Origin of the sequence: Nonomuraea sp. B5E05, from assembly GCF_039880665.1 — a bacterium.
Lineage (GTDB): Bacteria > Actinomycetota > Actinomycetes > Streptosporangiales > Streptosporangiaceae > Nonomuraea.
Map to the genome: position 1 here is coordinate 385,316 of NZ_JBDPMJ010000002.1, position 24,053 is coordinate 409,368.

23 protein-coding genes are annotated in these 24,053 nt (G+C 70.5%); 11 read left to right on the forward strand and 12 right to left on the reverse strand.

Going from position 1 to position 24,053, the window contains the following annotated elements; translation table 11 throughout:
* Positions 1–3 precede the first annotated feature (3 nt).
* Entirely contained in the window at positions 4–762 is a 759-nt protein-coding gene (locus tag ABGB01_RS05215; RefSeq protein WP_347770813.1) for a GntR family transcriptional regulator, read from the forward strand.
* Here the strand turns inward: ABGB01_RS05215 and ABGB01_RS05220 are convergent.
* Complete coding sequence (locus tag ABGB01_RS05220; RefSeq protein WP_347770815.1) at positions 740–3,103, reverse strand: FAD-dependent oxidoreductase; 2,364 nt, start codon at positions 3,101–3,103, stop codon at positions 740–742. The two genes, ABGB01_RS05215 and ABGB01_RS05220, sit on opposite strands and share 23 nt — an antisense overlap.
* 68 nt (positions 3,104–3,171) lie before the next feature.
* Between ABGB01_RS05220 and ABGB01_RS05225 the strand changes: the two genes are divergently transcribed.
* Positions 3,172–4,077 (forward strand): choline/ethanolamine kinase family protein, encoded by a 906-nt coding sequence (locus ABGB01_RS05225; protein ID WP_347770817.1) that lies wholly within the window; start codon positions 3,172–3,174, stop codon positions 4,075–4,077.
* A gap of 4 nt (positions 4,078–4,081) precedes the next feature.
* Entirely contained in the window at positions 4,082–4,687 is a 606-nt protein-coding gene (locus tag ABGB01_RS05230) for a DUF4126 domain-containing protein (protein ID WP_347770819.1), read from the forward strand.
* An 80-nt stretch (positions 4,688–4,767) separates the two neighbouring features.
* Here ABGB01_RS05230 and ABGB01_RS05235 read toward each other — a convergent pair whose 3' ends face one another.
* On the reverse strand, positions 4,768–5,568 hold the full coding sequence (locus tag ABGB01_RS05235; RefSeq protein ID WP_347770821.1) for an alpha/beta hydrolase: 801 nt from the start codon (positions 5,566–5,568) through the stop codon (positions 4,768–4,770).
* A gap of 4 nt (positions 5,569–5,572) precedes the next feature.
* Positions 5,573–6,409, reverse strand: coding sequence for a glucose 1-dehydrogenase (locus ABGB01_RS05240; protein WP_347770823.1), 837 nt, complete (start codon positions 6,407–6,409; stop codon positions 5,573–5,575).
* 187 nt (positions 6,410–6,596) lie between these two features.
* On the opposite strand from ABGB01_RS05240, the gene ABGB01_RS05245 reads away from it, so the two are divergent.
* Both ABGB01_RS05245 and ABGB01_RS05250 read left to right on the forward strand, forming a co-directional pair.
* The gene (locus tag ABGB01_RS05245) at positions 6,597–7,202 is read left to right on the forward strand and encodes a hypothetical protein (RefSeq protein WP_347770825.1); all 606 of its coding nucleotides are present in this window, start codon (positions 6,597–6,599) and stop codon (positions 7,200–7,202) included.
* 59 nt (positions 7,203–7,261) lie between these two features.
* Positions 7,262–7,837, forward strand: coding sequence for a Uma2 family endonuclease (locus tag ABGB01_RS05250; protein ID WP_347770827.1), 576 nt, complete (start codon positions 7,262–7,264; stop codon positions 7,835–7,837).
* Here ABGB01_RS05250 and ABGB01_RS05255 read toward each other — a convergent pair.
* Entirely contained in the window at positions 7,834–8,313 is a 480-nt protein-coding gene (locus tag ABGB01_RS05255) for a hypothetical protein (protein ID WP_347770829.1), read from the reverse strand. The genes ABGB01_RS05250 and ABGB01_RS05255 overlap by 4 nt on opposite strands.
* 368 nt (positions 8,314–8,681) lie before the next feature.
* Here ABGB01_RS05255 and ABGB01_RS05260 point away from each other — a divergent pair, with 368 nt between their 5' ends.
* Entirely contained in the window at positions 8,682–9,578 is an 897-nt protein-coding gene (locus ABGB01_RS05260; RefSeq protein ID WP_347770831.1) for an RIO1 family regulatory kinase/ATPase, read from the forward strand.
* Between the two features lie 113 nt (positions 9,579–9,691).
* Here the strand turns inward: ABGB01_RS05260 and uvrB are convergent, their stop codons facing one another.
* Both uvrB and ABGB01_RS05270 read right to left on the reverse strand, forming a co-directional pair.
* Positions 9,692–11,800 (reverse strand): excinuclease ABC subunit UvrB, encoded by a 2,109-nt coding sequence (uvrB, locus tag ABGB01_RS05265; RefSeq protein WP_347770833.1) that lies wholly within the window; start codon positions 11,798–11,800, stop codon positions 9,692–9,694.
* Between the two features lie 36 nt (positions 11,801–11,836).
* On the reverse strand, positions 11,837–12,070 hold the full coding sequence (locus ABGB01_RS05270; protein ID WP_347770835.1) for a helix-turn-helix transcriptional regulator: 234 nt from the start codon (positions 12,068–12,070) through the stop codon (positions 11,837–11,839).
* 154 nt (positions 12,071–12,224) lie between these two features.
* Here ABGB01_RS05270 and ABGB01_RS05275 point away from each other — a divergent pair, with 154 nt between their 5' ends.
* The 3 genes from ABGB01_RS05275 to ABGB01_RS05285 all read left to right on the forward strand — a co-directional run bounded on the left by ABGB01_RS05275 (position 12,225) and on the right by ABGB01_RS05285 (position 16,008).
* The gene (locus ABGB01_RS05275; RefSeq protein WP_347770837.1) at positions 12,225–13,850 is read left to right on the forward strand and encodes an SPFH domain-containing protein; all 1,626 of its coding nucleotides are present in this window, start codon (positions 12,225–12,227) and stop codon (positions 13,848–13,850) included.
* A 135-nt stretch (positions 13,851–13,985) separates the two neighbouring features.
* Positions 13,986–15,224 (forward strand): SPFH domain-containing protein, encoded by a 1,239-nt coding sequence (locus ABGB01_RS05280; RefSeq protein ID WP_347770839.1) that lies wholly within the window; start codon positions 13,986–13,988, stop codon positions 15,222–15,224.
* A 10-nt stretch (positions 15,225–15,234) separates the two neighbouring features.
* The gene (locus tag ABGB01_RS05285; RefSeq protein WP_347770841.1) at positions 15,235–16,008 is read left to right on the forward strand and encodes a sporulation protein; all 774 of its coding nucleotides are present in this window, start codon (positions 15,235–15,237) and stop codon (positions 16,006–16,008) included.
* On the opposite strand, the gene ABGB01_RS05290 is transcribed toward ABGB01_RS05285, so the two are convergent.
* Both ABGB01_RS05290 and ABGB01_RS05295 read right to left on the reverse strand, forming a co-directional pair.
* Positions 16,005–16,127, reverse strand: a complete 123-nt coding sequence (locus tag ABGB01_RS05290; protein ID WP_347770843.1) for a hypothetical protein — start codon at positions 16,125–16,127, stop codon at positions 16,005–16,007. The two genes, ABGB01_RS05285 and ABGB01_RS05290, sit on opposite strands and share 4 nt — an antisense overlap.
* A gap of 257 nt (positions 16,128–16,384) precedes the next feature.
* Positions 16,385–16,993, reverse strand: a complete 609-nt coding sequence (locus tag ABGB01_RS05295) for a TetR family transcriptional regulator (protein WP_347770845.1) — start codon at positions 16,991–16,993, stop codon at positions 16,385–16,387.
* A gap of 96 nt (positions 16,994–17,089) precedes the next feature.
* Here ABGB01_RS05295 and ABGB01_RS05300 point away from each other — a divergent pair, with 96 nt between their 5' ends.
* The gene (locus tag ABGB01_RS05300; protein WP_347770847.1) at positions 17,090–17,914 is read left to right on the forward strand and encodes an SDR family NAD(P)-dependent oxidoreductase; all 825 of its coding nucleotides are present in this window, start codon (positions 17,090–17,092) and stop codon (positions 17,912–17,914) included.
* Positions 17,915–17,917: 3 nt separating this feature from the next.
* Here the strand turns inward: ABGB01_RS05300 and ABGB01_RS05305 are convergent, their stop codons facing one another.
* The 3 genes from ABGB01_RS05305 to ABGB01_RS05315 all read right to left on the reverse strand — a co-directional run bounded on the left by ABGB01_RS05305 (position 17,918) and on the right by ABGB01_RS05315 (position 20,606).
* The gene (locus ABGB01_RS05305) at positions 17,918–19,300 is read right to left on the reverse strand and encodes a glycoside hydrolase family 43 protein (protein WP_347770849.1); all 1,383 of its coding nucleotides are present in this window, start codon (positions 19,298–19,300) and stop codon (positions 17,918–17,920) included.
* Positions 19,301–19,456: 156 nt separating this feature from the next.
* On the reverse strand, positions 19,457–20,059 hold the full coding sequence (gene coaE, locus ABGB01_RS05310; protein ID WP_347770851.1) for a dephospho-CoA kinase: 603 nt from the start codon (positions 20,057–20,059) through the stop codon (positions 19,457–19,459).
* 88 nt (positions 20,060–20,147) lie between these two features.
* The gene (locus ABGB01_RS05315; RefSeq protein ID WP_347771256.1) at positions 20,148–20,606 is read right to left on the reverse strand and encodes a GNAT family N-acetyltransferase; all 459 of its coding nucleotides are present in this window, start codon (positions 20,604–20,606) and stop codon (positions 20,148–20,150) included.
* 192 nt (positions 20,607–20,798) lie between these two features.
* Here ABGB01_RS05315 and ABGB01_RS05320 point away from each other — a divergent pair, with 192 nt between their 5' ends.
* Positions 20,799–21,917, forward strand: coding sequence for an RNA-guided endonuclease TnpB family protein (locus ABGB01_RS05320; protein ID WP_347770853.1), 1,119 nt, complete (start codon positions 20,799–20,801; stop codon positions 21,915–21,917).
* Positions 21,918–22,020: 103 nt separating this feature from the next.
* Here ABGB01_RS05320 and ABGB01_RS05325 read toward each other — a convergent pair whose 3' ends face one another.
* On the reverse strand, positions 22,021–23,772 hold the full coding sequence (locus tag ABGB01_RS05325; protein ID WP_347771258.1) for an alpha/beta fold hydrolase: 1,752 nt from the start codon (positions 23,770–23,772) through the stop codon (positions 22,021–22,023).
* Positions 23,773–24,053 lie beyond the last annotated feature (281 nt).

Here is a 24,053-nt window from a genome sequence, read left to right on the forward strand (position 1 = left end):
CGTGTGGTCGGGACACCGCCTCAGCTGGAGCGCGGCACCGGCGTCCCCGCGCACGTGCAGATCGAGCGGTGGCTGCTCAAGTCCATCTCCAGCGGCGAGCTGGCGCCGGGCGACCGGCTGCCCGGCGAGCGCGAGCTGGCCGGGCGGCTCGGCGTGAGCAGGATGACGCTCAGGCAGGCGCTGGCCACGCTCGAACGCGACGGCGTGCTCGTCAGGACGCCCGGCAGGGCGGGCGGCGCGTTCGTGGCCGAGCCGCGCATCGAGTGCGACCTGACCGGGCTGACGGGGTTCACCGAGCAGATGCGGCGGGCGCACCTGCGGGCCGAGGCGCGCATCCTGGTGGCGGCGACGGTGCCCGCCCCCGCGGCGGTGGCCAGGGCGCTGCGGGTCGCTCCCGGCTCGCCGGTGCACGAGGTGGCCAGGGTGCGCTCGGCCGGCCGGTCGCCTGTGGCGCTCGAACGCTCCTACTTCCCCGACCTGCCCGGCCTGCTCGACCAGGACCTGACCGGCTCCCTCTACGCGCTGCTGGCCGGCCGCTACGACCTGGCACCGCGCACGGCGGTCGAGCGGCTCGACCCGGTGATCGCCCGTCCGGCCGAGGCCGCGGAGCTGGGCACCACGCCGGGCGCGCCGCTCATGCTGATCGAGCGCACGGCGTACGCGGCCGGCGGCATGGCCGTGGAGTTCGCCCGCGACCTGTTCCGCCCCGACCGGGTGCGGATCTCGGTGCGCAGCGGCGTCACGGAACCAGCGGGGTCCTGACCACGGCGCCCGGCACCCAGGTGCCCTCGACCTCGATCTCCACCCCGGCCCCCGGCCCGACCGGCAGGTACGCGTAGGCGATCGACCGGCCGGCGGTGTAGCCGTACCCGCCGGAGGTCACGCGGGCCAGCACCTGGCCGTCCACCCGGACCGGCTCGTTGCCGAGCGCGACCGCCCTCGGGTCGCTCAGCGTCACGCAGCGCAGCCGCCTGCCGGGATCGGGGTCGAGAGCGTCCCCGCCGAGGAAGTCCTTGTCCGGCTTGACGCAGAACCCCAGCCCCGCCTCGTACGGCGTCGTCTCCGGCCCGATGTCGGCGCCCCACACCCGGTAGCCCTTCTCGAGCCGCAGGCTGTCGATGGCGCGGTAGCCGCAGGCCGCCATCCCGTGCGGCTCGCCCGCCTCCCACAGCGCCTGCCACAGCGCGAGGCCGTACTCGCTGGAGCAGTAGAGCTCCCAGCCGTGCTCCCCCACGAACGTCACCCGCAGCGCCAGCACCGGCACGTCGCCCACGGTGAGCTCCCGTGACGACATGAACGGGAAGTCGAGCGGGTCGGGGGTGAGGCCGGACAGGATGTCGCGGGCGCGCGGCCCCCACAGGGCGAGGCAGGCGTACTGGCCGGTGACGTCGGCGATCCTGGCGGTCGAGCCCGTGAGCGCGGCCTGCTTGCGCAGCCAGCCGAGGTCGTGCGTGCCGCACGCGGTGCCGGTGACGATGAGGAACTCCTCCTCGCCGCGCCGGGTGACGGTGAAGTCGCACTCGATGCCGCCGCGCCGGTTGAGCGCCTGGGTGTAGGTGACGGCGCCGACCTCGCGGGCGACCCGGTTGTCGCACACCCATTCCAGCAGGTCGGCCGCGTCGGGACCGGTGACCTCGATCTTGGCGAACGAGCTCTCGTCGAACAGCCCCGCGGCCGTGCGCGTGGCCCGGTGCTCGGCCCCGGTCGCGGGCGACCACTCGCGTCCCGCCCAGCCCGCGGGGCGCTCGCCGCCGTCCCCGTCGGCCTCGTTGGCCGCGTAGTGGTTGACCCGCTCCCAGCCCGCCTTCTCGCCGAAGACGGCCCCGTGCCGCTGGTGCCACGCGTACGCGGGCGAGACCCGCAACGGCCGTCCGGCCGACCGCTCGTGGCCGGGGTAGCGGATGTCGTAGTACGTCTCGTAGTTCTCGACCGCGCGCTTGATCGTGTACGACGGCGAGCGGTAGTGGCGGCCGAAACGGCGGATGTCCATGTGCCGGACGTCCATGGCGGGCTCGCCCTCGACGATCCACTCCGCCATGACCTTGCCGATGCCGCCGGCGCCGGCGATGCCGTGGGCGCAGAACCCGGCCGCGACGAAGAACCCGCCCACCTCCGTCTCCCCCAGGCAGAACTCGTTGTCGGGGGTGAACGCCTCGGGCCCGTTGATCAGTTTGCGGATGCCGACGTCGGCCATCGCCGGCACGCGGATCCTGGAGTTGTCGGAGATCTCCTCGAATCTCGCCCAGTCCTCGGGCAGGAGGCGGCCGTTGAAGTCGGGCGGCACCGCGTCGAAGGTGTCAGGACCGGCCGTCCAGGGCGCGCACGTGCGCTCGTAGCCGCCCATGACCAGGCCCTGCACCTCCTGCCGGTAGTAGACGAGCAGGTCGGGGTCGCGCAGCGTGGGCAGGCCCTGGTGGTCGTGGAAGGCGTCGGTCACCACGTACTGGTGGGACATCGGCACGATCGGGACGCGCACGCCGGCCATGCGCCCGATCTCGGCGGCGAACATGCCGCCGCAGTTGACCACGATCTCGCAGTCGATGTCGCCCTGGTCGGTGCGCACGCCGGTGACCCGGCCGCGCGCGGTGGTGATGCCGAGGACGCGCGTCTTGGTGCGCAGCCTCGCCCCGCCCTCGCGGGCGCGGGCGGCCAGCGCGTAGCAGAGCTGGGAGGGGTCCACCTGCCCGTCCGTGGGCAGGTACGCGGCCCCCACGACGCCTTCGGGGTCCATGAGGGGGAACAGCTCGACGGCCTCCGCCACCGAGATCTCCCGCAGCGGGAGCCCGAACGTGCGCGCCCAGCCGATCTGGCGGCGGATCTCCGCCATGCGCTCGGGCGTGGAGGCCAGCTTGATGCCGCCGCACTCCGTCCAGCCGGCGTCGAGGGTGCGGTAGAGCTCGACGGAGTACTGGTTCATCCGGGTCAGCGTCGGGTCGGCGCGTAGCTGTCCGACCAGGCCCGCGGAGTGGAAGGTGGAGCCGCTGGTGAGCTCGTCCCGATCCAGCAGGACGACGTCGCGTTCGCCTATTTGGGTGAGGTGGTAGGCGACGGACGTGCCGCCCACCCCACCACCGATGATCACGATGCGGGCCGAGTCGCTCATGGTCGCGAGGCTAACCGCCGTACCATAAAAGGTCTAGACCGTTTAGGCCGGTGGAGCTAGCATCGACCATGGCCGTTGCCCAGGTCCTCGATCGCATCCCCCTGCTGTCCGGCGTGCCACGAGCCGTCGAGGAGCTGCCAGGGGGGTTGACCAATCGCAACTATAAGGTGACCACGCCCGGCGGCACGTATGTCGTGCGCGTGTCGGCCAGCGACGGCGCGCTGCTGGCCATCGACAGGGACGCCGAGCACGCCAACTCGCTGGCCGCGGCACGCGCCGGGGTCGGTGCGCCGGTGCACGCCTACCTGCCCGGCCAGGGGGTGCTGGTGGTGGGCTACCTCGATGCGCGCACGTTCACCGAGGCGGATCTGCACGATCCGGCCAACCTGCCGAGGGTGGCGGAGGTGTGCCGGCGGCTGCACGCCGGGCCGCGGTTCGTGAGCGACTTCGACATGTTCGACGTGCAGCGGCGTTACCTGGAGATCGTTCAGGAGCGCGGCTTCCGGCTTCCGGCCAGATATCTCGATTTCATGCCCATCATTGCCGAGATCCGGAAATGTCTGGCTATACGGGATGAAGGCACGGTTCCGTGTAACAACGACCTCCTGCCCGGCAACATCCTCGACGACGGCCGGCGCCTCTGGCTGATCGACTACGAGTACGCCGGCAACAACGACCCCTGTTTCGAGCTCGGCAACGTCTGGAGCGAGTCCGACCTGCCGCCCGGCCACCTGGAGACGCTCGTCACCGCGTACTACGGCCGCCCGCTCCGCCACAAGATCGCCCGCGCCCGCCTGCTCGGCCTCATGTCCAAGTACGGCTGGACGCTCTGGGCCTCCATCCAGGACAGCGCGAACGCGAGCATCGACTTCGACTTCTGGTCGTGGGGGATGGAGAAGTACGAGCGGGCGGTGGCCGAGTTCACCGGTCCCGCCCTCGCGGGCCTCATGGACGACGCGGCCCGGGCAGACTAGGGGCATGCTCGCCGCTCTGACCGGTCTGGGCCTGTCCACGGCCGCCGGGCTCAACGCCTACATCCCGCTCCTCGTCGTGGGCGTGCTCGCCAACTTCACCGACGCCGTGAAGCTCCCCGACGGCTACGCCTGGCTGTCCAACTGGGGCGTGCTCGCCGTGATCGCGGTGCTGCTGATCGCGGAGACGGTCCTCGACAAGGTCCCCGCCGTCGACAGCGTCAACGACGCCATCCAGACCGTGATCCGCCCGGCGTCGGGTGGCGTGGTGTTCTCCGCCACGAGCGCCGCCGCCGAACTCGACCGGTCGACCTGGATGGCCGAGCACCCGTGGGCCGGATGGTTGCTGGGCATCGTGATGGCGCTGGCCGTCCACGTGATCAAGACGACCGCCCGGCCGGTGATCAACGTCGGCACGGCCGGGACCGGCGCGCCGGTCGTCAGCACGGCGGAGGACGCGGGTGCGCTCGGCATGAGCCTGATCGCGATCTTCCTGCCCGTCCTGGTGATCGTCGTGCTCCTGCTGCTCGCCGTCCTGAGCTGGTGGCTGATCAGGAAAGTACGCCGCCGCCGCGCCCGCAGACGGGCGGCCGGAGCCCTTCCCCCTGCCTGAGGCGTCCCCCGGCCCGAGGCCGCCCCCGGCCGGACCCCGGTCCGGCCAGCGGGCCCGTCACTAGGCCCGTCACCGGCCGGTCACGTGCGCAGGCGGGCCACCCACCCCTCCACCAGGTGGACGAACTCGGCGGCCCGTTCCTCGTGCAGCCGGTGGCTCGAACCCTCCCAGCACACCACCTTCGAGGCCGGATCGCTCAGCAACCCGGCCTCCCAGCGCGCCCGGCCCGGATCCGACCAGATCGACAACACCGGGCACCGCCTGCGCGCCAGATAGTCGTCGGAGGCCGGCCGCACCCCGATCGCGTCCGGACCGGTGAACATCGCCTCGAACGCCTCGGCCAGCACGTGCGGCGGCATGGCGTGCAGCCGGCGTTTGTGCCAGCGCCTGACGACGGCGGGGGTGGCGGCGTTCGTGCACCACTCGTCGATCTGCTCGGCGGCCGCGTGCGCGTGCTCGCCACGCAGGCCCGCGATCATCTGGGGGAAGCCGGCGGCGACGTCCGCCGTCATGCCGTAGCCCGGGTCGACGGCGACGATCCCGCGCACCTGGCCGGGATGTTCGACGGCGAGGATGGACACCACCTGGGCGCCCATCGAGTGCCCGGCCACGGTCGCCCGCGGGATGCCGAGGTGGCCGCCGAGCAGGGCGTGCAGGTCCCCGGCCATCGCGCGGGGCGTGTTGCCCGTCTCAGGAACCGACGAGTAACCGTGGCCGCGCAGGTCGACGGCGATCACGCGGTGCCGGGCGGCCAGCGCGTCGATGTGCCACGACCACTGGTGCGAGTCGGCGCCCCACCCGTGGACGAGCAGCAGCGGCGGCCCGTCACCGTCATCGGTGTAGAAGAGCCGGACATCCTCCCCCACATCGGCGTACGGCATCGGCCTACCGCTTCCCTTCCGGCCGTTCCTCGTCCGGCCCGTTCCCGTCCCGCGGGCCCTCGTCCTGCCGGTTCCCCTCCATGCGGCTTCTGTCAGGGCGGAGCAGCAGCGCGGCCTCCCCCGCCGTCAGCCCTCCGTCGACAGCCAGTTCGGCCCCCGTCACGTACGAGGCCGCGTCGGACAGCAGGAAGGCGATCGTCTCCGCGACCTCCTCCGGCTCCCCCCAGCGCCCGGCCGGGGCCAGAGGGAAGGTGCCGTCGCCGGACACCGCGCCCAGCGGCTCGGTCATCGTTGTGACGATCATCCCGGGATGCACGGAGTTGACCCGGATGCGGTGCCGGCCGAACTCCAACGCCGCGATCTTGGTCAGCCCGCGCACCCCCCATTTCGAGGCGCCGTAACCGCCCGTGCCGGGCAGGGCGCTGAGGCCGGCGACCGACGACAGGTTCACGATCGCGCCGCCACCCGACTCCCGCATGGGCCCCACCACCGCCTTGAGACCAAGGAAGACGCCGAGCAGGTTGACCCGCAACACGTTCTCGAACTCCTCGGCCGACTGCTGCTCGATCATCAGCATGGTGGCGATGCCGGCGTTGTTCACCAGCCCGTCGAGCCGCCCGTGTTCGTCGACCGTCTGGGCGACCACCGCCGCCCACTGGTCCTGATCCCGCACATCGTGGGCGACGAACCGGGCGTCCAATTCCTTGGCCGTGGCCGTACCCTCGTCGACCAGCACATCCGTGAGGACCACCCGCGCCCCCGCCGCGGCACACCGCCGCGCTGTCGCGGCCCCCATCCCCCTCGCGCCACCAGTGACGATCACAACCTTGTCCTCAAGCACCGCCCTGTTCCCTTCTGCCGCACAACGCCTCTGGTCGCGTCGCCGGCAGGCGTGACCCGCCGCCCGGCGACCGATGCCGATGGTGAACTGAAACACAGGCCAAACTGATCGATCAAGAGCGGCTCCGGCCAGGCACCCCAGAGCCGCCCGGCCGGACTATCCTTCACATCAACAACCCCGACAGGAGGTGGCGGAGATCAGCGAAATCCTTCTCATCGCCCTGGTGATCCTGGCGTTCCTCCTGTTGCTGGGCGGCGTCGGCATCTACGTGCTGGTCAAGCTGGGCAAGAAGGCCGCCGTCAAGGCCAGGGAGGCCACGACGCGGATCACCACGCACGTCAACGCGATGGGCACGGGCGAGGCCGCCGAGGTCGAGCGCCTCCGGCTCGACCTGCGCCGCGAGATGTCCCTCACCCGCCAGGCCGTCGACCAGGCCCAGCGCCAGGGGTGGGGCCTGGGCGACCTGCCGAGGATCATGGCCGACCTGACGAAGCATGTCGACACGCACGACGAGCAGCTGGCGATGTTCGCCCAGCAGCAGCGCGTGTCTCCCTACGTCGACCACGTCACGCTCGACCGGCTCAGGCAGCACCAGGCCACGCTGACGGCCACGTGCGCCCGCATCCGCACCGGTCTGCTCAATGACCAGGTCCACCACACCGCGTCGGGCATCGCCGATCTGACCTCCCGCACCGACCTGGAGATCGAGGCCCGGCGCCGCGACCCCGACCCGCTCGACGAGATCGACGACCTCTACCGCCGCACGATGGAGGAACGCAGGAACGAGCCCTGACCATCGCTCGTTGTGACACAATAGATGCGTCGCGTGAGCTTCGCTGAGGAGGCATTCCGATGACCACGGCCCTCCCGGAGTGGTTCTACCCCGGCCCTCCCGGTGGCTGGACCGCCGACATGCTCGATCACCTCCCCCCCGACGCGCCACGGCACGTCGAGCTGATCGATGGGTCACTCATCATGATGTCGCCGCAGACCGCGTTCCACCTCTATGCCATCAGGCTGTTCGAGAGCTCTCTCAAACCGCCGGCACATCTGGCGGTCATTCGCGAGATGACGGTTACGCTGGGCATGCGTCAGCGTCCGGAGCCAGACATTCTCCTGGTCAAGAAATCAGCGATCGGCGCGAGAACCATTTCTTTCCGGCCAGAGGATGTGCACCTCGTGGCTGAAGTGGTGTCAGAGGAATCCATGGAGAGGGATCGGACCACCAAACCGATCAAATACTCCAACGCCGGCATCAAGCACTTCTGGCGCGTCGAACAAGAAGACGGCCTGCCCGTGGTGTACACCTTCGAACTTGAGCCTGCGGTCAAGGCCTATGTCCCTACGGGCATCTATCGCAAGCGCCTACAGCTCAACGTGGGATTCGAGGTGGACCTCGATCTCACCTTGACATGGCCACCCGCCTAAGGGCCGCTGCCCCACTCCCCGAAGATGACCGCGGCCAGCTCCGCCTCGGAAGCGCCCTTGCCCACCATGGCCTTGGTGGCCTGAGCCTGCTCGACGGTGGGCAGCCGGCCGTCCAGGAGCACGGGCAGGGACAGGCGCCGCAACAGCACCTCCGACGCCGAGATCCCGTGCGGGCGGCGCGTCACTGCCACGTTGACCCGCAGCGCGTGCTCGTTGCCCGGCGGCACGCCCGGGCGGTCGATCTCGATGGCCGAATAGCGGAAACCGTTGGCCAGATCGCAGGGGGCGCACCCCGCCGGGCCCCTGCTGAGCCGGCCGCCGCACTCCGTGCAGGTCAGGCGGTCGTACGCGGCGTCCACCACGCGCCACGCATGCCGGTCCGGTTCGTCCACGACCATCTCGGCGATGAGCCGCTCGCCGGGCGGCTCCGGAGTGCCGAACTCGCGCTCCAGGAAGGCGCGCCAGCCCTCCTCCACGATCTCGTCGACCAGACTCGCGCACCGGGCACAACCATGGGCGCCGGCCGGCTCCTACTGCCCGCACTCACCGCACCGTCGCATGCCCGCAAGGTACACGCCCATCCGGCCGTACCGCACCGCGATATCCGGCCCCGCCTGCACGTGCCGGCGGCATCCGCCCGCATCGCGACGTGCCGTTTATTCGGTTGCGGCGCTCGGGGTGGACCGGCATACTCGGGGCGAGTCGATCGCTGCGACGCGAAGGGAGGGTGAGACCGTGATGACGATTGTTCGCGTGCCGTTTTCCGCGTCCTCACACCTTCCCACCGGGCGTTCGCTGACCTGACCGACGAGCCGGTGGGCCTCACTTCTGGAGCAATCCCACCGTGCCCAAGCACTCGCAACACCGCCGCCGCGGCAAGTACGCCCTCGACGCCGACGACATCGCCTGGCTGGAGAGCACCTCCTCGAGCATCTCACCGGGCACCTCCTCCGAGCCCGGCGACGGCCCTCCCGAAGGTGATCGCTGGTCCACCTGGGACCAGAGCACGCCCACCGAGAAGGGCCCCCGGCCCTACCCCGACTGGCTGGTCACCGAACTGGCCGCGGTCGACACCGAGCACGGCGTGCTCAAGACCGGCAAGGAAGCCGACGTCCACCTGATCTCGCGTGGCGTGCCCGGCACCGACCGCGAGTGCCTGCTGGCCGCCAAGCGCTATCGATCCGCCGACCACCGCCTGTTCCACCGCGACGCCGGCTATCTGGAGGGACGCAGCACCCGCGAGAGCCGGATGAACCGGGCCATGGCCAACCGCACCGCCTTCGGCAAGCAGGTGATCGCCGCCCAGTGGGCGGTGGCTGAGTTCGCGGCCCTGTGCCGGCTGTGGCAACTCGGGGTGCCGGTGCCGTATCCGGTGCAGATCGTCGGGACGGAGATCCTGGAGGAGTTCGTCGGCACGCGGGACGGCTTCGCGGCGCCGCGGCTGGCCCAGGTGTCCGACGACCTGGACGACCTGTGGGAGCAGCTGGTCACGGCCATGGTCACCCTGGCCAGGGAAGGGCTGGCCCACGGGGACCTGTCGCCGTACAACCTCCTGGTGCACGAGGGCAGGCTGGTCATCATCGACCTTCCGCAGATCGTGGACGTGATCGCACATCCGGCGGGCCCGTCGTTCCTCGACCGCGACGCGCGCAACGTCGCCACCTGGTTCGCCGCCAAGGGCGTCGCGGCCGCCGACCCCGACACCCTCGCCGCCCTCCTGCGGGAGGAAGCCCGGATGTGACCACCCCCGTCGCGGCCGGGGCCTGCCCCGACCCGCTCCCTCCCGGTGCCCGTGGTCACCGGGAGGGAGCGGGTCGGGCCGTCGGCGCGTGGCGCCACCGCCACGGGGTTCGGCTATTCGACGCCTGCCTCGCGCATGTCGCGCAGTTCGCGCTTGAGCTCCTTGATCTCGTCGCGCAGCCGGGCGGCCACCTCGAACTGCAGGTCGGCCGCGGACTGGTGCATCTGCTCGGTCAGCGAGTCGATCAGGGACTCCATCTGCGCCCTGGGCATGTCGCCGGCGATGGCCTTGGCGTGCTGACCGGCCTGCCGGGCGGCGAAGCCCGGCACCGGCGCCTTGCCGCGCGACTGCTGACGGCCCCCGCCGAGCAGCCGGTCGGTGTCGGCGTCCTCGCGCTGCAGCGAGTCGAGGATGTCGGCGATCTTCTTGCGCAGGGGCTGCGGGTCGATGCCGTTGGCTTCGTTGTAGGCGATCTGCTTGGCCCGGCGCCGGTTGGTCTCGTCGATCGCCCGCTCCATCGACGGGGTGATCTTGTCGGCGTACATGTGGACCTGGCCGGAGACGTTACGGGCGGCACGGCCGATGGTCTGGATCAGGGACGTCTCCGAGCGGAGGAAACCCTCCTTGTCGGCGTCGAGGATCGACACCAGCGAGACCTCGGGCAGGTCGAGGCCCTCGCGCAGGAGGTTGATGCCGACGAGCACGTCGAACTCGCCGGTGCGCAGCTCGCGCAGCAGCTCGATACGGCGCAGCGTGTCGACCTCGCTGTGGAGATAGCGGACCCGGATGCCGAGCTCCAGGAGGTAGTCGGTCAGGTCTTCCGACATCTTCTTGGTCAGCGTGGTGACCAGGACGCGCTCGTCGCGCTCGGCTCGCTCGCGGATCTCGTGGACCAGGTCGTCGATCTGGCCCTTGGTGGGCTTGACCACGATCTCGGGGTCGACCAGGCCGGTCGGGCGGATGACCTGCTCGACGACCTCGCCCTTGACCCGGCCCAGCTCATAGGGCCCCGGAGTGGCCGACAGGTAGACCGTCTGCCCGATGCGCTCCAGGAACTCCTCCCACTTGAGCGGCCGGTTGTCGAGCGCCGACGGCAGCCGGAACCCGTGCTCGACCAGCGTGCGCTTGCGCGAGGCGTCGCCTTCGTACATGGCGCCGATCTGCGGCACGGTCTGGTGGGACTCGTCGAGCACCAGGACGAAGTCTTCGGGGAAGTAGTCGAGCAGCGTGTTGGGAGCGCTGCCGGCCTCGCGGGCGTCCATGTGGCGCGAGTAGTTCTCGATGCCGGAGCAGGTGCCGATCTGGCGCATCATCTCGATGTCGTACGTCGTGCGCATGCGCAGCCGCTGCGCCTCCAGCAGCTTGCCCTGGCGTTCGAGCTCCGACAGGCGTTCGGCCAGCTCCGCCTCGATGCCCGCCACGGCGGCGGCCATGCGCTGCTCACCCGCGACGTAGTGGGAGGCCGGGAAGATGTAGAGCTCTTCGTCTTCGGTGATGACCTCGCCGGTCAGCGGGTGCATGGTCGAGAGCTTCTCGATCTCGTCGCCGAACATCTCGATGCGCACGGCCAGCTCTTCGTATTTTGGGATGATCTCGATCGTGTCGCCGCGCACCCGGAACGTGCCCCGCGTGAAGGCGAGGTCGTTGCGGGTGTACTGCATGTCGACCAGGCGGCGCAGCAGCTGGTCGCGGTCGACGTCCATGCCGACGCGGAGCCTGGCCATGCGGTCGACGTATTCCTGCGGCGTGCCCAGGCCGTAGATGCACGACACGGAGGCGACCACGATGGTGTCGCGCCGGGTGAGCAGCGAGTTGGTCGCCGAGTGGCGCAGGCGCTCGACCTCGTCGTTGATCGAGGAGTCTTTCTCGATGTAGGTGTCGCTCTGCGGGACGTAAGCCTCAGGCTGGTAATAGTCGTAGTAGGAGACGAAATATTCGACCGCGTTGTTCGGCAACATCTCGCGGAGCTCGTTGGCGAACTGCGCGGCCAGGGTCTTGTTGGGCTGCATCACCAGCGCGGGCCGCTGCAGCCGCTCGATCAGCCAGGCGATCGTGGCGGTCTTGCCCGTGCCGGTGGCGCCCAGCAGGACGCTGTCCTTCTCCCCGGCCTTGACGCGGTGCTCCAGCTCGGCGATGGCCGTCGGCTGGTCGCCGGAGGGAGTCATCTGGGTGACGACCTCGAAGGGCGCCACCTTCCGCTGCAAATCTGTGACCGGTCGCATGCTGCCCACTGTAGGCGGCCGGACCGACAGAAAACGTCAAGCGGACCGCTCGCCGATCCTGGGGAAAGGGCTGGTGGAGAAGACCACTTCGACGGGCACCTCGAAATAGCCGGCGATGCGCAGCGCCAGGTAGAGGCTGGGGCTGTACTCGCCGCGTTCGAGATAGCCGACGGTCTGGTAGTGGACTCCGAGGGCCTCGGCGAGCTGCCTGCGGGTCACGTTCCGCTCCGCGCGCAGCAACGCGATGCGGTTGTAGACGGTCTCGCTCATCGAACTCCCTGCGCGCATCCCCGACGTAGCACGTCCCCTACATAAGCAGCACACCTGCTACGAACAGCCATACATATGTGACGCCGCATTGCAAGCGAACAGTAAGTCATTCCCGATACGGTCGGAATCGCCTGTAGCGGAAAAGGAAGGTCCAATGTCACGTCCCAGAGAGGCACTACGCCAAGCAGGTCAGGGCATCGCCCAAGCGATGGCGCAAGGGGGTGACGTACGCCAGGCGATGGGTCAGGCCGCAGAGCAGTTCGCCGGCCAGATGGGGCCCCAAGGCGGACAGGGCCAGGCCCCGGGCTTCGTGCTGAACCCGCACGACTTCGCGGCGGCCCGCGACGGCGGCGCCTCCATCGGCACCCTCATCGAGGCCAGGACGGCGTCGCTGAACGAGGCCGGCGAGATCGTCAACCGCAGCTTCACCGACAACGGCATGCACGTCATCTCGCCCGTGGTGATCCCCAAGGGCAGCACCGCGAAGGTGCTCGTGCCCCTCGTCATCCTCGTGGCGCTCGGCCTGATCGGCGCCCTCGGCAACGTCATCCCCAACACCGACCTGATCTTCGGCCCGCACTACTGGTTCGTGCTGGTCCTGGCCGCCGTGTTCCTGTGGTGGCGGCGCAGCGTGGTGATGGTGCCCGAGGGCTGTAAGGCGCTGATCACCAAGTTCGGCAAGCTGGTGCACATCGCGGACCCCGGGCGGGTGACGCTGTTCAACCCGTGGAAGCGGGTCAGCTACATCGTCAACACCACGCGCGAATACCCGTTCAACGCGCCGATCAGCGAAGCTCCGACCCAGCAGGGCGTCAAGGCGAGCGTTGACCTGTTCTTGCAGTTCAGGATCGAGAACCCGGCCGAGTTCATCTTCGTGCTCGGCTCGGTCAGCGGCTTCCAGTCGAAGCTCCAGAACGCCATCAGCGAGGTCACCCGCTCCCTCATCTACGCCCAGCGGGCCGAGGAGATCTACGACCTGGTGGGCGAGAGCACGCTCGGCATGCTGGAGAGCCTCAACCAGCAGTTCCTGCCCGCCGTACGGCTCACCGACGTGAACATCACGCACGCCGAGCCCTCCAGCCAGGAATACCGCATGGACCTGGCGGCCCCCGAGATGGTCCGCGTCGCCAAGGAGGCCTACACCTACGAGTACGAGCTGAACCTGCGCAAGGAGCAGAACGAGGGCGACCTGATCAAGGAGCTGGCCGGGCTGCAGGAGACGCTGAGCGCCATCCAGGCCGAGATCGCCGGCTACCAGGCCCGCATGGACACCGCGCTCGAACGCGCCACCCACCAGGCCACGGCGCAGGCCAGGCAGCGGCTGGTCGAGGCCGAGTCCACGGCCAACGCCAACGCCGCGCTCCTGGAGGCCCAGGCGCTGGACATCAGGGCGCTGTCGGCCGCGGAGGCGCCCGAGATCCTCGACTACCGCTTCCAGCAGGACCTGCTGACCAAGCTGGAGTCCGTCTCGACCCGGCTGCCGCAGGTGGTGCAGGTGGGCGAGCAGACCGACATCGACTTCCTGGCCCTGGCGCAGCAGCTGGTGGGCGGGGAGGGCGCGGTGCTGTTCTCCCCCGAGGACATGGCCGCCATCCGCTCCAGGCTCGACGAGATCGGCGCGCGCGTGGCGGGCCGGGAGGATGAGATCGTCGCCCTGCTCAAGAAGGCCGCCGCCGACGTGGGCGAAACCGTGGAGACTCCGGAGCCCGACCCGGAGCTCGATCAGACCGTCGAACGCCTCCTGCCGGGCGGACGGGCCCAGGGAAGTGAGCTCCTGTGAGCAGAGAGCCGAACCGACGCGTGCATGAGGAGCTGAGCGACCGATGAGCAGGGAGCGAACCCGACGCAGTGAGCGGAGTGGAGGGCCGAGGAACGAGGCACTCCGCGGAGCGAATGAGGAGCTGGTGAGCGACCGATGAGCAGGGAATTCTCGAAGATCAAGGAGTCGCTGGCCTCCTGGAGCGAGATCCGCCAGCTGCTGCGCGGCGGCGAGCAGGGCCAGCTCGTCCCCGTCGTGATCCCCAAGGACCGCCGCGGCTTCGCCTGGATGGCGCTGGTGTTCCTGGCGCTCTACTGCGCCGGCATGGCCGCGCTGACCGACCTCACGATCATCGCCGCGCTCGCGGCGCTGGTCTTCCTGGCCCTGGCGCTGGTCACCATGTGGCGCAAGGCGATCATCGAGATCGAGGAGGGCACCACCGGCGTGCGCAGCCGTTGGGGCGCCATCACCAGCACGCTGCCCCCTGGCCGCCACTACCTCTGGCTGCCGTGGGACCGGGTGGACGCGGTCGTCGACACCTCGACCGAGATCCCGTACTCGGCGCCGATCGTGGCCTGCCCCACGGCCGAGAACGTGCCGCTGAAGTCGATCGAGTTCTTCCTGAAGTTCCGCATCGTGGACCCGGTCGCGTTCGTCCGCACGATCGGCGCGGGCAACTTCGACCTGGTGCTCTCCAGCGCGGTGCAGGACGCGATCAGGCAGCGCAGCCGCAGAGTCCAGACCGAGCGCGCGTACGACCTGCGCGGCTCCGACGTCGGCGACATGCAGGACGCGCTCAACCGCCAGCTCGGCAGGTACGGCGTGCGCATCACGGGCGCCAACATCCCCGACGTCCAGCTGCCCGACCAGTACCAGCAGCACCTGTCCACCCGGGAGAAGGTGGCCAAGGAGATGTCGGCGTACGAGCGCGAGTGGGAGCTGACCCGCAAGCGCCGCATCGACACCCTGCTGATGGAGATCGAGCGCTCCAAGAAGACCCGTGACGCCCGCGTGGTCGAGGTCAAGGCCGCCCACAACACCGCGCGCAAGGACGTGGCGCGCATGCTGGAGGAGCAGGAGACCGAGGCGCAGCGGGTGACGTGGGAGATCGAGGCGCGCGGCAGGGCCGAGCTGACCGCCGCCGAGAACGAGGCCAAGGCGCTGCGCCGGCTGGCCGAGTCGTACCGGGACAACCGGGCCGTGCTGCAGTACGAGCTGGCCCGCAAGCGCCTCGACGTGGGCGCCAAACTGGCGGAGAACGCGCCCCAGCCGCTGGTCGTACGCACCCAGCAGGGGCAGTCGGACTCCGCGCTCTCCACCCTCCTCCTGGCCCAGCTGCTTCCCCGCATCTCGGGCACGGGCTCCGGCCAGAACGGCCACACACCTTCCGCATAGGAGAACCCCCATGGTGTTCCGCAAGTTGATGGCCGCGTTCGGCGCGGGCGTCGAGGTTGACACGGTGCTGGCCAACACGGGAGTGCGCCCCGGCGAGCTGCTGCGCGGGGTCGTCCACTTCCGCGGCGGCAAGGCGGACTACAAGGTCGAGGGCATCCACATCGACCTGACCGCGGTCGTGGAGGTCGAGTCGGGCGACAACGAGTACAAGTCGACCTACAGCTTCCTGCGCCAGCAGGTCTCGGGGCCGTTCCAGCTCGCCGCGGGCGCTCAGCACCAGCATCCGTTCGAGCTGGCGATCCCGTGGGAGACGCCGATCAGCGCGATCGCGGGGCAGCCGCTGCGCGGGATGAGGCTGGGCGTGCAGACGGAGCTGGCGCTGGCGGGCGCGCTCGACAAGGGCGACCTCGACCCGCTGTTCGTCAGCCCGCTGCCCGTCCAGGAGCACGTGATCGCCGCGCTCGACCGGTTGGGCTTCCGGTTCAAGAAGGCCGACCTGGAGCGCGGCACGCTCTACGGCTCGACGATGCCGTTCTTCCAGGAGATCGAGTACTACGCCGGCGGCACGTGGCGGCGCCACTTCAACGAGCTGGAGCTGACGTTCATCGCCGGGCCCGGGAAGATGGACGTCATCCTGGAGGCCGACAAGCGGGGCGGCTTCCTGACCTCCAGCCATGACGCCTACAACCGGTTCACCATCCGCTACGACGATCCTCCCGGCGCGGCGGACCAGGCCCTGGAGCGCGGGCTGGAGAAGATGGCCCGCCACCGCGGGTGGTTCTAGGCCCGCGTCACGGCCAGCAGGTGACCGCTGGCCCCCAGGAGCGACGGCTCGCACTCGACCTTGCGGGCGGCGTCGAGCAGCAGCTCGCGCCGCCCGTCGTCGTCCAGCCAGGCGTTCACGTCGCGTGCGGCGCAGCACGTCGCGGGTGCGGTGGAACTCCAGCCTGCCGCGCCCCTCGCGCAGCCTGGTCAGCTCTCCGCCGCGCTCGTAGTAGGCGCGGACTTCCGGATCCATGATCATGCCGCCGGATCCTACGTCGGGCCGCGATCCGGGTTCGAGGTGTTTTCCGCCCGGTCCGGCTCTCCCACGGGTGTCTGAGGAGAAGTCCGCACCTGTTGTGTGCCGTATGCCGATGAGTTCCGCCGCCGTGGGAGGTCTATTCAGAGGGTGCCGGCGAACGGCACGTGTGGGAGGAGCCCGACATAGGACGGCCCAGCAGGTCTCCGGCCACGGCCGCCACGTGCGGGGCGAGGTCGCCGAGGCCGGCCTCGGCCAGCGCCGGGGTGGCCACGACCGAGCGCAGGATGCCGATGCCGACCAGCCAGGCGCTGAGCAGCTCCGCCCGCAGCGCCGCGTCGTCGCCCTCGGCAAGCTCCTCCAGGGCCCTGACGTACGTGTTGCAGACCTCCTCGCGGATGCGCTGCCTGGTGTCCTCGTGGGCCGAGGAGCGCAGCATGGCGACCAGCGGGTGCTCGCCGCCGTAGCGGGTCCAGTCGGCGAACACCACCGAACGCACCATGCGGGCGACCAGCTCCTCCTCGGGACCGTCGAGCAGGTCGGCTGGAATGTCGGCGGGGATGTCGGCGGCGACCTCGTCGAAGAGCCGCTTCTTGTTGCCGAAGTAGCGGAAGATCAGGCCGGCGTCGACGCCGGCGTCCCCGGCGATGTCGCGCACGCTCGTGGCGTCGTAGCCCTCGCGGGCGAAGCGCAGCCTGGCGGCCTCCAGCAGGCGCGCTCTGGTGGCCTCCCGGTCTCTCTTGCGCACGCCGGGCTCCCTTCGTAGTCATCGACCGTTGACATTGTACGGCCATGGTGTGTTACGTTCCCTCAAGTCAGCGTTCGATGACTTGAGGGACAAAATATGAGGACATATGTCGTGTCGGGTGGCACAGCCGGTATGGGGAGAGGGTTGGCCCGCCACTTCCTGCGGCGCGGCGACCAGGTGACGATCGTCGGCAGCGACCCCGCGAAGGGGCGGCGGTTCCTCGACGAGGCGGCCCGCGCCGGGGCCGGCGACCGGGCCGCGTTCGTCCAGGCCGACCTGACCTCGGTCGCGGAGAACGTACGCGTGATCAAGGAGATCACGGCGCGGCACGACGCGCTGGACGGGCTCGTCCTCACCGCGATGCGGCACTTCCCCGGCCGGGTGGTGACGCCCGACGGCTTCGAGGCCACCTTCGCGCTCTACTACGTCAGCCGCATGGTGCTCAGCTACGGGCTGACCGGCCTGCTGGAGAAGGGCGCGGATCCGATGATCGTCAGCGTGTGCGGCGTCGGCGTCACCAAGGGCCGCATCCACTGGGACGACCTGTCGCTGGAGAACGGCTTCGGCCGCATCAAGGCCGTGCTCCAGGGAGGCCGAGCCGCCGACCTCCTCGGCGTCGCCTACGCCGCCGACCATCCGGACGGGCGTACGCGCTTCCTCCTGCACCACCCGGGCTTCACCGACAGCGGCACCGACAGCCTCGGCGGGCCGGCCAAGGCCGTCATCAAGGTGCTGGCCAGGATCTTCGCCCAGCCGGTCGAGAAGAGCATCGAGCCGATCATCGAGCTCATGGACGACCCGCCGGGCCGCGGCCTGCTCGCCTACGACCGGCGCGCGCCGGTCGACCCGTCGCTGCCGACCCTCGACCCGGGGGACGCGCGCCGCCTGCACGAGCAGACCGCCCACCTGCTGCGGCCGTGAGGCTCAGTACACCTCGATCCGGTCCATGCTGATCACGGTGCTGCCCGAGGCGGGGTTCTTCTCCCCTGTGACGCGGACCCGCAGGGTGTGTGTGCCACGCGGCAGGACCGGGCTCAGGTAGTTGAGCTGCTCACCGACCCGGATGCCGCTGTAGTAGTCGACGCGCTGCTCGGGACCCCCGTCGACGGAGATCGCGGCGATGCCGTTGCCGCGGTCGCGCACGCTCAGCAGGGCCACCCTGGTCCCGGTGAAGGTGACGGTGGCGGTCGCGCCGGTCTCGCCGCTCCAGTGGTCGTTGCTCCAGAAACACTGGTTGCCGCAGCCGGAGCCCGACTGCCACGTGCCGGCGTACGACACCTGCGGGTCGAAGTCGTTGATCACCGAGGTGGCCGCGCCCGGGTCGCCGGACGGAAGGTCCTGGGTGGCGCCGGCGGCCAGCGGGCGGCCGAAACTGGGCGTGCCGTCGGCGTTCCAGGTGAACTTCTGCACGCGGGTGGTGCGGAAGTCGTAGGTGTAGGTGCTGGTGTTCTTGCCGTGGTAGGCGATCCAGTCCTCGGTGCCGTCGGGCGAGCGGAAGAACGAGTGGTGGCCCGGGCCCCACACGCCGGTGGAGTCGTTGCGCGAGAACACCGGCCCGGGATGCTGCCTCCAGTTGGCCGCCCCCATCGGGTCGGCGCCGTCCGCGATGCTCTTCATCCACAACTGGTAGTCCGGCTTTCCGGTGTCGCAGGTGGAGTAGGTCAGGAACGTCCTGCCGTTGCGGTAGAGCGGGGTCGGCCCCTCCCGCACCTCCGTGCAACCACCGTCGGCGGGGATGGCCACCCGGCCGCCGGTCACCGTCCACGGGTTGCTCATGCGGGCGATGTAGAGCTGCGCCGGGCCGCCCATGCCGCGGCCCGGGCCCGCCCAGACGAAGTACTGCTGACCGTTGTGCGTGATCGGCTCGCCGTCGATGGCGTACTCGCCGAAGTCCGCGATCTTGGCCTTGAAGGTGTACGGGCCCATCGGGTCGTCGCCCGCGGACTCCAGGACGTACATGCGGTGGTTGGCGTCGACGCCGTCGGAGGCGGTGTAGTAGACGTACCAGCGGGATCCGACGTGGCGGAAGGCGGGCGCCCACATCTGGGTGTTGCGGCTCGGGTCGCTGTCGCGCCACACCACCTGCTCGGGCGCCGACAGCAGGGTGGCCAGGCTGGGCGACTTCCAGATGCCGATCCGGTCGCCGCGCGTGGTGGCCACGTAGTAGTTGCCGTCGTGGTACATCAGGCTGGGGTCGGCGCTCGGATTGACCGGGTTGCGGAACGTCCGCGTCGCGGCGCTCCCCGCGGCGGCGCCGGGGAAGACCCCCATGAGCGCGATGAGGACTGCGGTTAAGACTGCGGGCAAGCGCGGCATCGGGGGTCCTTCCACGAAACCTGTCGGGTGATCTTTCCGATGGTCATGGATCGTGGTCAGCCCGTCAACGCCCATCGTCCCCGGTTACCACTCCGGGACGGCGGGCTCCTGTCGTGCCGGGCACGGGCGGGAGCCACCTGCTCGTGCTCAGTCGCGGCCGGCGCGCCTCGTCAGCTCGTGCCAGACCTCGGCCACGCGGGTGTCCAGCTCGTCCAGGGAGCCCTCGTTCGGCACCACGATGTCGGCCGCCGCCAGCCGGTCCTCGCGGCTCGCCTGGGCGGCGATGCGGGCCCTGGCGTCGGCCTCCGGCATGCCCCGGTGCTCGGCGAGCCGCCTGACGCGCACCTCGTCGGCCACGTCGACGACGATGACGACGTCGTACATGGCAGCCAGGTTGTTCTCCACCAGCAGCGGCACGTCGTAGACCACGATCGCGTCGTCAGGCGCCTGGCTTCGCAGCTCGGCCACCCGCTCCCCCACCAGCGGATGGACGATCGCGTTGAGCTCGGCCAGCCGCTCGGCGTCGTTGAACACGATGGACCCGAGCCGCTCCCTGTCGAGCGAGCCGTCCGGGCGGAGCACCCCCTCGCCGAACGCGGCGACCACCTTGGCCAGGCCCGGCGTGCCCGGCTCGACCACCTCGCGCGCGATCTTGTCGGCGTCGATCACCATGGCGCCCCTGGCCGCGAGCCGCTTGGACACCTCGCTCTTGCCGGAACCGATCCCGCCGGTGAGCCCTGTCGTCAGCACGCGCACGAGCCTATCGACCGGAGCGGAGCCATGGGAGAGGCGCCCGCGCCCGACCGCCCCGACGGGGGGTGCCGACGGGGGGTGCCGATCACCTCGGGTCCGCGGGCCTGCGCAGGTGCACCAGCGTCAGGTGGTCGTCCATCCGCTCCCGGTGCGTCTCCCGATAGCCGAGGCGACGGTAGAGCCGCACGTTGCCCTCCGACAGGTGCCCCGTGAACAGGTCGAACGCCGACGCCTCCGGCACCTCCTCGTGCAGGGACCGCAGCAGAGCCGTGCCCAGCCCCTGCCCCTGGCGGTCGGGCGCGACCACCAGCCGGCCGACCACGCACGTGGCGCCCGACAACTGCCCGCGCACCGCGCCGACGATCCTCCCCGCGTCGAGCGCCTTGAGCACGACGGCGCCCTCGATGGCCTTGCGCATCTGCTCCAGCGACTCGACGAGCGGCAGGATGTACGGGTCGCCGTAGAGCTGGGCCTCGCTCACATAGGCCGCCCGCTGCACGGTGAGAATCTCACCCGCGTCCGCGGCCACCGCCCGTTCGATCAGCACGCGCAGCACCCTACCCGGCTGTCGCGCCTCGCGGGTTCATCGGATACCTCCAAGGAGACCCCCGCCTTCAGGCGGGGGAGGAATCGGTTTCCTGCGGAGCAGAGCAGGGTGAGGCGATTCGCCGCCAGGCGGACCGCCGTATGGAACACACACACGATTGTTAGCTGATCGTGCGGTAGGATGTGAGGCGTGGCGCAGATCGTGAAGCGGGCCTACAAGTACCGCTTCTACCCGACCCCCGAGCAGGCCGAAGAGCTTGCCCGGACGTTCGGCTGCGTCCGCCTCGTCTACAACAAAGCCCTGGAGGAACGGACCCGCGCCTACACGCTGCAAGGCCGTCGCGTCTCCTACGTGGAGTCCTCGGCCGCCCTCACGGTGTGGAAGCGCAGCGGAGACTATGACTTCCTGTCCGAGGTGTCGTCGGTCCCTCTTCAGCAGGCGCTTCGCCACCTCCAGGCCGCGTTCGCGAACTTCTTCGCCAAGCGGGCCAAGTACCCGACCTTCAAGTCCCGCAAGAAGTCGCGGGCGTCGGCCGAGTACACCCGGTCGGCGTTCCGGTGGCGCGACGGCGCCTTGACGCTGGCGAAGATGGACGCCCCGCTGGCGATCGCATGGTCGCGCCCCCTTCCTGAGGGTGCGGAGCCGTCCACGGTGACCGTCTCGAAGGACGCTGCGGGGCGCTGGTTCGTGTCCCTGCTGGTCGAGGAGGAGATCAGCCCGCTGCCGCCCGTCGCGGAAAACGTGGGGATCGACGCTGGGATCACGGCGCTGGCCACACTCTCCACCGGCGAGAAGATCGTCAACCCTTGTCACGAGCGCCGCGACCGGCGCAAGCTGGCCAAGGCTCAGCGGGCTCTCGCCCGCAAGGAGAAGGGGTCGGCCAACCGGGCCAAGGCCCGCCTGAAGATGGCCCGCGCTCACGCCCGCGCTCACGCCCGCGTCACCGACCGTAGAAGGGATCACCTGCACAAGGTCACGACACGGCTTGTTCGCGATAACCAAGTGATCGCCGTGGAAGACCTGACCGTCCGCAACATGGTGAAGAACCACAGCCTGGCCCGCGCCATCTCCGACGCCTCCTGGCGCCAGATGCGCTCCATGCTGGAGTACAAGGCCGCCTGGTACGGGCGCACGCTCGTGGCCGTGGACCGCTGGTTCCCCTCCAGCAAGCTGTGCTCGGCGTGCGGAGCCTTGCAGGACAGAATGCCGTTGCATGCCCGCGCATGGCAGTGCGCCTGCGGCGCGGCCCATGACCGGGACGTGAACGCGGCCCAGAACGTGCTCGCCGCCGGGCTGGCGGAGAGCTGAAACGCCTGTGGAGCTGGTGTAAGACCTCAACGAGAGTCCTCTCGGACGGGCAACCGGCGCTGAAGCAGGAACCCTCACGGGCGACCGTGGGAATCCCCCTCCTTCAGGAGGGGGAGGATGTCAAACCGTCCACCAGGGCTCCCCTGCAGGCGGTGCCGCGGGCGGGCAGCGTGCCCTTGACGAAGTAGTCGTGCACGCGGGTGCGCAGGCAGGTGGCGCGGAGCTTGCGTACGCCCTGCAGCAGGTAGGCGTCCTGCCCGTCGCCGTGCCACAACACCACCGCGCCGGGGATCCGCCTGGCCGCCCGTGCCGCGCCGGAGGCGGGCGCGTCGATGTCCAGCCGCCCGATCCCCACCAGCACCCGCGTCCCCGCGGACAACGAGGACGGCCGGGACGGCTGGGACACTGCGGAGGAGGGCCGGGACGGCTGGGAGGGTCCTGTGCCCGCCAGACCCAGGCACCGGCCGGCCTCGTGTCTCCCGCTCATCCACCCCACGCGGGGCGCGACCGCGCGCAGCCTCTCTTCCATGGCGAGAAAGCCCCGGTATCGGGGCATGGCGGACACGAAGTCCTGGCACATCATCATCCGCAGCGTCGCCGTCCCATGACCGCCGCCTGTGGCGAGTCCGCTCAGCGGGCCGTTCGACGGCGGCCGAGGCGCGTCGTCCGCGCCCGCCGACGCCGGAGAGCCCGGGGAAGCCGGGGACGGAGAGGTCGGGAACGGAGAGGTCGGGAACGGAGACCCCGGGGACGGAGACGCCAGGGACGCCAGTGGGCGGGCGTCGCCGGATCTGGCCGCCGACAGAGCTCGGGCCAGTTCGGGCCAGCGTGCCGGGGTGAGGCCGGCGTACACGGCGGCGACCAGCCGCCGGGCGCTCACCTCGCTTCGCGGCCCGGCAGGCAGCGGCACGCGTCCGGCCAGGTCCTCGAAGACCGACACGGCGTCGTCCTCGCCCAGCGGGCAGCCCAGCCGGCCCCGGCACCAGTCGCGGAAGGCGTACAGCTGGCGCTCCACCGCGCGGGCCCTTGCGGTCATCCGCCGCTCCAGCCCGGGTTCGGTGAGGCCGGGTACGCCTTCCAGGTACATCCGCCCCACGCGACCCGGGAACGACTCCGCGTACGCCTGCCCGTAGACGGCCCCGTAGGAGTTGCCGAAGTAGCGCAGCCGCGCCTCGCCGAGTGCGGCCCGCAGGGCGTCGAGGTCGCGGGCGACCTGCCAGGACGTGAGCCGGGTGGCTCCCGCGGCGGCGCGGCAACTCCTGCCGTAGGCGGCGTTGGCGCGGGCGTGGGCGCGCCAGCCGGCCGGGCCCCGGGACAGCTGGAGGCGCAGCACGTCGGGGGGCGGCACCGCGCATCGTACGGCCGCCGCGCTGTCGTGGTCGCCGGACCCGCGCGCCTCCATGATCACGACGTCGAACCACCGCGCCAGCTCGCTCACGGTGTCGGGCCGCGCCCGCACGTCCTGGATGGAGGACCCCGCACCGGTGTTCACGACCAGGTGGCCGCGACTGCGCCGCGGGTCCCGCGCGGGCATCCGGGCCACGTCGATCTCGGTACGGGCTCCGCCCGGCCTGGCCCAGTCGGCGGGCACGGACAGTTTGGCGCACCGCAGCCCGTCTCCGCAGTCCCACCAGGCAAGCCCCCGCCGTGCCCCGCCCGCCTGCCGCGGCGCCGCGCGGCCACCGCCCGCCTCCAGGACCACGCGGGCGCCGCTCACCACCGGCACGGCAACCGTCCCATGGACCTCCGGCGCGACCCGCGCATGGCCCGCGCCGACCGCTTCCGGTCCGGTGAGTACGCCACCCGCGCCGGCGACCGCCAGAGCGGTCGTCATCCGCAACATCCGCTGACCCATGCCCACCGCGTCGCTCCTGCAGAGTAGTGCCGACAGCGCAGGTCAGCAGTCTGACAGCGCCCCGCGGGCCGGTGGACGGCTTCGCCGAAGGCCGCCGGGGAAATCTCCGGCGGCCTCCGCGGATCGTCCGGAAAGCGGCGCGTATGCCCGCCACCAGGGAGTCCGGCGCCGCCCTGCGACCATGTGGCTGGGGCTGTGCGCCTCTCCCCAGTAGACGATGTCGTTGCCGTGTTCGGCGATCCGCCGCAGCACCGCCGGCCCGCCGTGTGTCACCCCGGTCG